This is a genomic window from Pseudomonas sp. MWU16-30322, assembly GCF_020515535.1.
Taxonomy (GTDB): domain Bacteria; phylum Pseudomonadota; class Gammaproteobacteria; order Pseudomonadales; family Pseudomonadaceae; genus Aquipseudomonas; species Aquipseudomonas fluorescens_H.
Map to the genome: position 1 here is coordinate 41,683 of NZ_JAIWYL010000009.1, position 11,158 is coordinate 52,840.

Genomic DNA, 11,158 nt, shown 5'->3' on the forward strand with positions numbered 1-11,158 from the left:
CCACGAAGCCCCCGCCATGCGGGGGCTTCGTGTTTTCTGAGCGTTAAAAATATTCTGAGCAAATGCCTGTGAGGTACTACCCTGTAAAAATGTAAAGAATAGGTGGCTGCTATGAACCTCTCTCTTCGTAGGGTTAAGTCCTCAAATGGCGAGCGGCTCATCGTTCTCGTCGATGAGCTTGGGATGCCTCTGTTTTACCCTACGCTTTACGTGACCGTGCACATGCGCGGACGCTCATTAGCGCTGAATACAATTCAAAGCGCACTCAGTGCCCTCAAAGCCATGTATGCATGGCAGCGTTATTACAACATTGATGTCGAATCGCGTTTTTCGTCTGGTGAGTTGCTGCTGGGTCACGAAATCCATTCCTTGCGTGATTTCATGCAGAAGCCCTTGGCTGATGAGGATAGGGGGAGTGTCATTTCAATTTCCCGCAGGGTGCGAACCGTAAGCAAGGGCAATCAGTACACGCGGATGTCAGTAATTGCTGACTATTTGGGCTTTCTCGCAGACCAGAATCTACCGACCTCTGTTCCGAGCCATGATGGTATTGGGCGAATGGTGTCGCTGATCAAGGCCAACCGACCGAAGACGTCGGATAAATCCAATGTGAGTCGAGAAGACAAATATCTGGATGACGCGGTGCTTGATACGCTCGAAATTACGCTGAGGCCAGGCTCAGCCAGCAACCCGGTGCGAGAGTATGCCGTCCAGGTACGTAACGCGCTGATGTTTGCCATTCTACGTAGCACTGGGCTGCGCCGTGGCGAGCTGTTAAATCTAAAAGTCGAAGATATAGACTTCGGAATGAATACAATGCAGGTCGTCAGGCGCCCCGATTCAAAGGGGGATGCTAGGGCCTATCAGCCAGTCGTAAAGACGCGGGAGCGGGTCATCCCGCTGATACCTGAACTTGCAGATCAGATTTATAACTATGTAATCAGGCTTAGAAATAAAGTGCCTGGCGCCAAAAAGCACGGCTATCTCTTCATAACGCATAAGTCGGGCGGTTCGCAGGGACTACCGTTATCGAATGCCGGGTTCGGTAAGTTCATGGGTATGCTGAAAAATATCGTCGAAGGTAATAGCGATATCCACGCTCACTCACTACGCCACCATTGGAACTATTCTTTCTCGAAGATCTGCGAAGTCCAAGGCATCACACCTCAGCGTGAAGAAAAGATTCGTTCATATCTCATGGGTTGGAGTGAAACTTCTGGGACCGCTGCGACCTACAACCGTAGGCATACCAAAGAACAGGCAAGTAAAGCAGTTCTTGAGCTTCAATATAAGCATCTTGGTAAGGTTCTTAAGGGAGTTCCTGTATGAGCGTGCTCAAATCGTACGCATTTTCCAATAAAGAGTTTTACTCAAGGGACGGTTATTTAGTAAGGCTCGATGGGGAGCGATGGAAGCTGAATCGGGATATAGACATCCCAATGTTTGCAATGGCAAAACTTCTGAATGCTGAGATGTATCTCTCCTTAAGGCATGTGCTAGCGTTTTATGCGCAGACGAGTGCGCCTTCACACACGCGGAATCTGTTTGAGCGGTACAAACACTATGTTGAGTCAACGCTGGAACATCCCATTTTTAGTGTCGAGTCTTTGATTTCGTACCGCTCCTCCCTGGACGCGAAACTGGAATGGTATTTGGGCACACTGCGTGGACTCATAAGGCAGTGGGATAGGCTTGGATATGCAGGTATTCCTAAAGACGCGCTAACCTTACTAGGCAAATGGACGCTCAAAGGGAATGAAAAAGGCTATGCGGTCCAATCGATGTGCCCCGATAGCGGGCCGCTGACAGATATCGAAATGCAGGGCATTACCGCAGCAGTCATCAGGGACTACGTGGCGAATCGCTTGGCGCTGATTGATGCATGTTATGCACTGACTTTGGCCATGACAGGGCGGCGACCTAGTCAGATTACCGGATTGAAATTGCGCGATCTTATTTGTCGATCAGACAGATACTTCATCAGTTTTCCCCGTGCTAAGCAGCGTAATCAGTCTTGGCGCACATCTTTCAAAGAATTCTCGATAGTTGAAGACCTCTGGCTAATTCTGCAGCAGCAAGCGGTAGAAGTTCAGCGTGCATTCGCCCGCAGGCTGGGAAGAGAGGTTCCGCTGGACTTGGTGGGGGAGCTGCCGCTATTTCCAGAAATCGGTGCGTTAGATGTGCGATCCGATCTCAGAAGCCAATTGGTAGGAGATCATTTGCACGCACCCAGCGCCTCAGTGAAGGAATCGATGGATCTGGTGGCAAAAACGACGAGCGTTTTCAGTGAGCGCACAGGGGGGTTACTGCGCCTGACCCCGACCCGCTTTCGTTACACGCTGGGCACCAATTTAGCCAGAGAGGGCAGGGGCGAACTTATCATTGCGGAAGCACTTGATCATTCCGATACTCAAAACGCTGGAGTGTACGTCCGGAACATTCCTGAGATTGTCGAACGAATTGATAAAGCGGTTGCCTTGCAGTTGGCGCCTATCGCACAAGCGTTTCAAGGCGTGCTTGTCGTGTCTGAGAGAGACGCGAAGCGCGGAGATGACCCAAACAGCAGAGTTTCGAATGGCGTTGTAAATCTTGGCACCTGCGGTAGCTATGGTTTTTGCGGCGCCCTTGCCCCCATTGCTTGTTACACCTGCAGTCACTTCCAACCGTGGTTGGACGGTCCACATGAAGCTGTCCTGGAAGGCTTGATCAATGAGCGCGACAAGGTCATGGAACGGACGGACGACAGGAAAATCGCTTCCGTAAACGACCGATTGATTCTTGCTGTAAGCGATGTGGTTAGCCGCTGTATTTCGATGAAAAAGGAGGTCGGTCGTGGCTGAAATCCTCCTGTTCAGACCGAAGCATGTAATCGATGCCAAAACCAATCTCAGTGATTTCATTGAAATGTGTCGTGACAGGCTTATGGTATTCGGGGCTGATCTCGAGTGGGAGCGAGACACTTGGCCAGGAGTGGGTAACTTCACCATCATGGGGGCACCCGCTCGTGGATTTACCGAAAGCCAGCTACTAAATTTCGAAATCGTCCCTTTCGCCAAGGCGTATGTGCGGTACCAGCAGGGGCATAAACCCAATAAGCTCAAGAATGAGTTTAAAGCGATTCGCTGCATCGAGAAGGCCCTTTTGCAAGTCAAAGGGCGAGCGGATATCACGTTAACAGATATTCAAGTTATGGATGTGGCCGCTGAGGTTGCCCGAGAATACAAGTCGACTGCATATCAAGCGGGCAGTAGCTTGGTGCACCTCATAAATTTTCTCAACGAAAGTAAAATCATTCCAAGGCCTATCAAATGGAGAAATCCGATCTCTAAGCCAAAGGAAATACACCGAACAGACATGGAGGGGAAAAAGAAGCGAGCTGAAAAAATGCCCGAACAGCACTTGCTTGAGTATATGGGTGAGATGTTCGCAAACAATCTTCAGGCTCCTCGAGATCGCTTCACGACTTCGATATTCGCTTTATTGATGTGTGCTCCATCACGTATCAGTGAGGTTCAGGACCTACCGATTAACTGCTTGCACGTAGAGGTCGACAGCAAAGGTGTAGAGCGCCTTGGTCTGCGCTTCTACGCTGGTAAGGGTTATGGCGCTGATATCAAGTGGGTTTCGACCGTCACAAAGGATATAGCCGTCGAAGCTGTGCGTCGTCTGGCTGAGATGTCTGAAGAAGGCCGAAGGTTAGCTACCTGGTATGAAACACAGCCCGATAAGTTTTATCGCCATGCTGGCTGCCCAAATGTTGGCGAGCTGGAGCCGCTATCGGATGAACAGGCTGCCATGGCGCTCGGTTTATCCCTACAGCATCTGAATGTCGATCCTTATTTCAAAGGTTACGAGCCCTATCAGGAACTCAAGGCGAAGGGAGAACGGTTGACCTTGGCATTCCTGAACACATTTGCTCATAGCCAGCTACCGGAAGGCTGGCCTTGGAAGAACAAGGAGCGGCATATCAGGTATTCGCAAGCACTTTGCTGCTTCCGCCTTCACCAATTTCACCTTGATCGTGTGACCAGTCCTTTACTGCTTTGGTCGCCGGGTAAAAGCACCTTCACGACCGACCTGAATTATATTCCAGGACAAGAGAGCAATATCTGGCGTCGTCATGGTTACGCCAATCCGGATGGCAACGAAATTTCCATGACTTCGCATCAGTTGCGACACTTTTTAAACACGATTGCTCAGAGGGGAGACCTCGGTCAGCTAGATCTCGCCAAGTGGTCTGGTCGCGCGAATATCCATCAAAACGCTACCTACAATCACATGAGTGACAATGAGTATGTTGATCTGGCTAGGCAGGCTGGAGTAGGGGGCATTCTCGCTAAAATTAGAGCGAACACGCCGGTGACGCTTGCTGACCTGAATGCCATGGGTGACGGGATCGCTCACGTAACCGAGTATGGGTTCTGCGTCCATGACTTCTCCATGTTGCCATGCCAGAAGCACCGTGATTGCTTGAACTGCACCGAGCAGGTTTGTATCAAGGGAGACGATCAACGATTGGAGCGGTTGATTGAGCAACGCGATGGGATTCGCAAGCAGCTAGCAAAGGCGCGAGCGGCAAGTGAGGGCGGGTTTTATGGCGCCGATCGGTGGAGCCAACATCAACATAAAACACTGGAGCGCGTCAGTCAGCTCATTGAAATACTCGAGTCGCCAAAAACTCCGATAGGATCGGTAATTTGTTTGAGTAACGATCAGGAGTTCAGCCCGCTTAAGCGCGAACTGGATGCCGGATCTAAGGCCTCAGATCGTTTTCCGACAGTATCGTCAGGCCAGCCTTCGCTTGATGATATGCGAGCGCTGCTTAGGAGGAATGATGGCTAGGCATTTGACCCGCAGGGACATCGAAGTCTTGGTCAATATTATCGATGTGTGGGAAGGAAAGTTGAGTTGGGATGCGCTGTGCGATGCCGTTGCACCTCTTATTGGTGGGCGACCGACTCGACAGACACTTAGCTCGCATGACCAGGTTAAGACGGCGTTCTCGCATAAGAAAGAGCAGCAAAAAACAGGCTTTGTCGCTGGGAAAAGGCCCGCAAGCTTGAGTATTGCCGAGCAACGAATCAAGCGTCTCGAAAATGAAAATGATCGACTTCGGGCTGAGAGTTCTAGATTGCTCGAGCAGTTTATTCGCTGGCAGTACAATGCCTATAAGCATGGTTTGTCGAAAGACAAGCTTGATGCGCCATTACCCGATATTGAGAGATGAAGGCGAGAGCGCTGCATGTTCTATCTTTTTGCGGCTCACCTATCACATGTCGAGCTCTTTACGTACCAGTGCGATCAGGTCTTCCGCTGACAGGGACCTATCTTTAACAAGGTAGCTTTTTGCAAGAATCGTCACGGGGTGAATGCCAATGGTCGAGGCGAATTCATCCAGCTTTTCGATAGAGGGGGTTTTCAGGCCGCGCTCAACGTCGCTCACGTAGCTCTGACTTGCACCTATGCTTTCCTGCGACAGATCCTTGCTCATTCTGAGCTCTCGCAGGGCCTGCCCAAATGCGTATTTCAGTTCCAATGTGCATTACTCGCAAAAGGAACGATAAGGCCTTCACAGGAATGAAAGTGCCATACTCGATAGAGTATAAAATGGAGTGATGCTATGTTTCGTACCTACGCAGATGCTGAAATTCAGATTGGTGAGGCTTTCGGATCAGATTGTCACCTCTGGCGCTTTATTGAGCATGGACTTCATCAGCCCTGGTTTTATGTGACGCTGGCTAAAATAACTCAAGACGGCAAATATCGAGATATGTTGATGCTGTCCGACGTTTTTAGTCTTGAACGTTTGGTTTTATCTCGATCTGAGTGGGTAAAAGTTGAAGAAGTACGGTTAGTCAGTCCTGGATATTTTAATAAAAGCGGGTCTTGGTTGATGGAGCAATTATTATGTATATCCAAGGGTAAGTATATTTCTGGCGATTGCTACCATGTTTATAGGGTTTTGGGGAGAGGGTGCTATATTTCCGCCGGAGCTGGCTGTATTTCGGATCGTATAGAGTCAAGTGAGGTATTAGTATTTGAAGGCGGGGCTGAAGATTAGTTGTTACACTTGGCGGTAATGTGCAAGGAGTTGTGACTTGATTTTTACTTCGGACGCCTTGTGGCTGCAGTTGTATTTAAGTTTCTGAGGGATGATCTGTGTGAATCTATGTGGTCCAGGATGTGACAACATGATTGACACAGTGATTACGAATTGACTAATGTTGGCATGCGCCAAGGCGTGTACCATAGGGTGGGTTACAGGGATCTTTGGATCGCGCCCCGCTTCTGATGAAAGTCAGATGGCCCAGTGCCAGGAGACAGCGTCCTGCCCCGTCGAGCGCATGCAATCGACGGCTGAGAATCCCGCCTAGAGCGGGATTCGCCGTTTCTGACTCTTCACTTTTGCGGCTTCGGCCTATTTCGTAATTATTTGGGGCGATGCCCCTTTGGATTCGAGTGACCTTGTATGGTCGTGCTCAGCTTGTTCCCGTTGACGCCCTCCAAAAAGATTGCTCTGGTCTCGAGCTGTTGGTGCGAGTCCTCCGATTGAGATTAATTAGAATCTTCGACACTAGGTTCGCCCAGTATTGTTGGGTCAAACAGCCAAGAATGAGCGGGATTGCGGGTACATCTTACAATCGTGGTCCTATGCTCTTTTTCGCCAATATCTCGCAGCTTCAATACACCGTCGCATTTTGGACATCTGCCTTCAATTTTGGTGAGAAAAACATCGCCGGCTTTGTTCGACTCGATAGTGAGAAAATGAGACAGCCGTGTGAAGCGATGGCGACTAAGGCACATGCCCACCAGTAACGTGACCATGCTGAATCCCATCACGAATATCCAGAAATACTGAGTTGTGGACTGCCAGACGCTCCAAATACTGGCGATACTTCCCACTATTCCAAGAGCGCCTGAGAATGTGAGCCAAGCGGCCTTAACTGGATGTCCCGCAACCGTTAGAGGACGAGTTTTGATTCGATCAATGTAAGCTTGCGGCTCAGAGCTGGTTCGGTCTGTTTCCAGATTGATTGTATTCCCAGTGAACACGTTGTGTTGACCAGCGTTGAAGCTATGGTCCCCATAGTTGACGAAACTGTGCTGCGGGGAGGCAGCCAAGCTTTGTCCACACTGACGGCAGAAGCGGTCAAGCTCTTCGTGGGATGCGCTGCAATGGGTGCAGTACATTTCTTGCTCCGTATGAGACTGAAGGAAATCGTTGGAAGACGAGCGTTTTGGCCGCCGCCGGTGACTATGTATGCTCTTAGGACGGATGGCATTTTGCAATCCAATTGGCGCAGATTGAATCGCCTCTGAATTCGTAGACGGTCGATGTCCGCTTCTGGCGGGGTCGCAACGCTTCGGCTTGCGGTGATGGCTCCTGAAGGGCTACACCGCGCCAGCGCTTCGCTGCTAGCATGTGGCCATCTAGCTAGGCAAGACTAATCCTCATCCTCCACCTGGTACCCATAATGGCCGTTGAAGCAGGGAAGTACACGGACGTCTATCGCAGTTGGCAGCAGCATCTGTTCAATTTCAATCTGGCCGTCCGGGAAACGCAGACGCCGGGTTTGCGCAAGCCGCAACTTGCCGCGCTTTACGCAGCACTGGGGCACTTGGTGATGGCACCCGCCACGACAGCGACGATCGTAATGCCGACCGGGACCGGGAAAACTGACACCATGCTCGGACTGTTGATCGCCGGGCGGCTGCCCCGAACCTTGGTTCTGGTGCCTTCCGACGCATTGCGTTTGCAGCTGGTGGAGAAATGCCTTGAACTGAAAAAACTACGGGAGATTGGTGCCGTTTCGGTCACGGCACTCAACCCGGTGGTGCGGGCTATCGGCTCAGGTCTGGCCTCTGACGAGGTCCAGCAGCTGGCTGATGCCAATGTGATCGTCGCCACGCCGCAAGCGCTACAGCGTTTCGACCAACCGGCCTTGGAGGCCTTGGCGGCGTTGTGCAGCCACCTGATCATCGATGAAGCGCATCATGTGGCCGCCCTGACCTGGGACAGGGTGAAAACTACGTTCAAAGACAAGCCCTGCCTGCAATTCACCGCCACTCCGTTCCGGGAGGACAACCAGCCGTTGGATGGCAAGATTATCTACAACTACCCGCTGAAGGATGCCCAGATCGATGGCTACTTCAAGGCGATCGAGTTCCATCCGGTGCGCGAGTACAACTTGGAACTGGCTGACCAGGTGGTGGCTGACAAGGCAGTCGAGCTGTTGCGAAATGACCGGGCGCAAGGGTTCAACCACCTGCTGATGGTGCGTGCACGGTCACAGAAACGCGCCGCTGCACTGTTTGAACTGTACAAACAGCATGAGGATCTTTCGCCCATCCTCATCCACAGCAAGGTACCGAATCGGGCCAAGCTACTGGGTGAAATCGTCGAGAAGAAGTACAAAATCATCGTCTGTGTGGACATGCTGGGGGAAGGCTTCGACTTGCCGCAGCTGAAGATTGCGGCTATCCACGACCAGCACCGCAGTCCCGCCGTCACCCTGCAGTTTATTGGTCGCCTTACACGAGTCGATGATACGCTCGGTGATGCCAAGTTCGTTTCCAACATCGCCAACCAGAAAGTCGACTACCAGATGGCGGTGCTGTACAAGGAAAGTGCCGACTGGAGTGCGGTGATCCGCGATGTCAGCCAAGACAAGATCGCCCGCGAGATCGAGAAGGAAACGTTCACCGAACAGTTTCCTGAGGATGCCGATGCCGAGGACATTTTCGGCTTGAACCCCAACCCCAAGATCAGTGCGATCGCCTACCACGTGGAGCGTGACGACTGGCGACCCGAGAAGGCCAAGCACTTCTCGCAAAAGAAAGAGCCGCTGCAGCTCCTATCCATCAACGATGAGGCCAACACCATCATCATGGTAACGCGGCGCGAAACACCTGTCGGCTGGGCACAAACGTCGACGATTGTGGACACCAACTGGATCCTCTACCTGGCGTACTACCATGCGCCCGACAGGACGCTGTTCGTCCACTCTTCCGGGGATGAATCCCAAACCAACCGGTTCCTGAGCCTGATCGCCAAGGATGCCCGACGCATCAGCGGCGAGCCGACCTTCCGCACCCTGCACGGCATCAAACTCATGAAGCTGCAGAACGTGGGCCTGTCGCGCATGCGCAAGGATTTGCGCTTCACCATGCACGTTGGGCGCGACATCAATACCGTCATCAGTGAAATCGAGAACGGCACGGCGAGGAAGTCCAACATCTTCGCAACCGGCTACGAAGATGGCCAGCGCACCACCGTTGGCTGTTCGCATAAGGGCAAGATCTGGGAGATGAACGCGTCGAGCATCAACGACTGGATCGAGTGGTGTAAGCGTGCCTCGCAGAAGCTCAACGACGCGACGATCAACCCCTCTGAAGTTTTAAAGGATGTGATTCGCTCGGAAAAGATCGAGCGGACGTGGCCCGAGGGCCTGTTCTATTCTGATTGGCCTGCGTCGATCCTGATCGAAAATGAGCAGAAGATCTCGCTAGCGTACCTGGCTGAGGTGTTCAACCTGCTGGATGTCGAACTGGGCAAGCCTCGGCGAATCGATGCACTGACGTTGGAAGTGCCCATCAGCGCGAAGGCAGTCGATGGCACGGAGCGCAAACTTCCTGATATCACGATCCGGCTGTTGGATGACGGCTACAAATTTTCCTGCCCGGGGGTCAAGATCGTCTTCGCTGAAGAGGGCTCGTTCGAGCAATACCTGGATACCAACCCGTTGGTGTTGCTGGCCGTCGACGGTTCGATCGTCGAAGGCAATTACCGCTATTTCTCCCCCAACAGTTTGGACCTGAAGCTGCCGGTCGCCCTGATCGAAGCCTGGGATTGGGGCACGACTCAGATCCATAGCGAGTCGATGCGGGCGGACCGAAACCCGGACACCGTTCAGGGATTCACCTATAGCCGAATCCAGGACGATTACACGTTCATTTTCAACGATGATGGTGCCGGTGAGATCGCCGACCTGGTGGCGATCAAGGACAGCAAGGACGCCATCTTTGTCGACCTGTACCACTGCAAGTATTGCCCTCAGCTAGATGGCGAGGCGCGGCCGGGCGCGCGCGTTTCAGACGTCTACGAGGTCTGCGGCCAGGCATCACGCTCGGTGAAGTGGTTGCACACGGAGGAAAAGTTTTTCAACCGGTTATTGCAGCGCTACCAGCAATCGTTGCCCAAAGGTTTCGACAGGATTCTTAAGGGTGAGCCCATGGATTTGGAGCTGCTGCGCAACAAGTGCCACGACCACGAGATGGTGTTCCGCTTTGTAATAGTTCAACCCGCTATATCGGCAGGCAGGGTTTCCGCTGATCAGTTGGCCGTGCTCGGCACCAGTTACGCGTACATCAAGAGCGTGTCCGGTTCGGATATCCGAGTTATTACCAGCGTTTGATTAGGATCGCTTACCGCTTGGTGGCGCAGAACATTCAGCCCAATTGCCATCAGATGTGTCAGGGACGACCATGAACTCGAAATCGCTGAGGTCGACCTGTATATTTCGTCCCTAGACGGCCGTTATCGGGCGAGGCTGCGTAGAAACTGTTGGCGGTGATACGATTTTGACCAAAGTTGCTGATTTTGACTGACCTATATGCGGCCTGTGAAACCTCGCGTAAACCCAACGTTCGCTGAATATTTGGATAGATCAATGAATTCAGGCAGCCTGGGTCAAAATCGTATCAGCGGCAACACTAGTTGTTTTACTCACTCCACAAATTCACAAAATCATCAAAATTTTTAGCAACGAAGTTGGTTTTACTTGAGTTCGGATCAAATATTTCCACAGCAACCGAGGGTATGTTGAAATTTAGGCAAATCAGATAACCACCCGCATCTCTTGCTATAGGTATCATTTTTTCGGGAAGCCCTGGGGGTTTTCCCGCTCCTGAGTACCATGAGATGGTATATGGGGCCACGTCAGGTGAGAAAGAAAAGAATTCGCTTATGCAAGTCCCTTCGTTGCCATATGGAAATGAAGACTTCTCTGGAGAGGCCTCATCGGAATATGTGACCAAATCCAAGTATGACTTTGGAAAACTCACGCTAAGTAGTTTTTCTACTTGGGAAATCGTATTGGCATCCACTGAGGATCCCTGTTCAATCCCAAAAGAACTCCAGTCGAACTTCATGTCAGCC

General features: G+C 51.7%; 9 protein-coding genes. 6 read left to right on the top strand and 3 right to left on the bottom strand.

The genetic code is table 11. The features are described from left to right. Positions 1–111: 111 nt before the first annotated feature. From LCH64_RS19310 to LCH64_RS19325, 4 genes are read left to right on the top strand one after another with little or no spacing between them, the layout of a single operon-like run. Positions 112–1,329 carry a site-specific integrase gene (locus LCH64_RS19310; protein ID WP_226501005.1) on the top strand — a complete coding sequence of 406 codons (1,218 nt, stop codon included), beginning with the start codon at positions 112–114 and terminating at the stop codon, positions 1,327–1,329. Beyond that, complete coding sequence (locus LCH64_RS19315; RefSeq protein WP_226501006.1) at positions 1,326–2,840, top strand: site-specific integrase; 1,515 nt, start codon at positions 1,326–1,328, stop codon at positions 2,838–2,840. The genes LCH64_RS19310 and LCH64_RS19315 overlap by 4 nt, the downstream gene beginning before the upstream one ends. Beyond that, on the top strand, positions 2,833–4,842 hold the full coding sequence (locus LCH64_RS19320; RefSeq protein WP_226501007.1) for an integrase: 2,010 nt from the start codon (positions 2,833–2,835) through the stop codon (positions 4,840–4,842). The genes LCH64_RS19315 and LCH64_RS19320 overlap by 8 nt, the downstream gene beginning before the upstream one ends. Then, a complete protein-coding gene (locus tag LCH64_RS19325; protein WP_226501008.1) occupies positions 4,835–5,227 on the top strand; it encodes a hypothetical protein in 393 nt (130 codons plus the stop codon). The genes LCH64_RS19320 and LCH64_RS19325 overlap by 8 nt, the downstream gene beginning before the upstream one ends. Before the next feature lie 42 nt (positions 5,228–5,269). Here LCH64_RS19325 and LCH64_RS19330 read toward each other — a convergent pair whose 3' ends face one another. Further along, positions 5,270–5,536 carry a helix-turn-helix transcriptional regulator gene (locus LCH64_RS19330; protein WP_226501009.1) on the bottom strand — a complete coding sequence of 89 codons (267 nt, stop codon included), beginning with the start codon at positions 5,534–5,536 and terminating at the stop codon, positions 5,270–5,272. Positions 5,537–5,620: 84 nt separating this feature from the next. Between LCH64_RS19330 and LCH64_RS19335 the strand changes: the two genes are divergently transcribed. Beyond that, positions 5,621–6,061, top strand: a complete 441-nt coding sequence (locus LCH64_RS19335; RefSeq protein WP_226501010.1) for a hypothetical protein — start codon at positions 5,621–5,623, stop codon at positions 6,059–6,061. Between the two features lie 494 nt (positions 6,062–6,555). Here the strand turns inward: LCH64_RS19335 and LCH64_RS19340 are convergent, their stop codons facing one another. Further along, on the bottom strand, positions 6,556–7,191 hold the full coding sequence (locus LCH64_RS19340) for a hypothetical protein (RefSeq protein WP_226501011.1): 636 nt from the start codon (positions 7,189–7,191) through the stop codon (positions 6,556–6,558). Between the two features lie 284 nt (positions 7,192–7,475). Here LCH64_RS19340 and LCH64_RS19345 point away from each other — a divergent pair, with 284 nt between their 5' ends. Then, positions 7,476–10,415, top strand: a complete 2,940-nt coding sequence (locus tag LCH64_RS19345; protein WP_226501012.1) for a DEAD/DEAH box helicase family protein — start codon at positions 7,476–7,478, stop codon at positions 10,413–10,415. 307 nt (positions 10,416–10,722) lie between these two features. On the opposite strand, the gene LCH64_RS19350 is transcribed toward LCH64_RS19345, so the two are convergent. Then, complete coding sequence (locus LCH64_RS19350) at positions 10,723–11,151, bottom strand: SMI1/KNR4 family protein (RefSeq protein WP_226501013.1); 429 nt, start codon at positions 11,149–11,151, stop codon at positions 10,723–10,725. Positions 11,152–11,158: the final 7 nt, after the last annotated feature.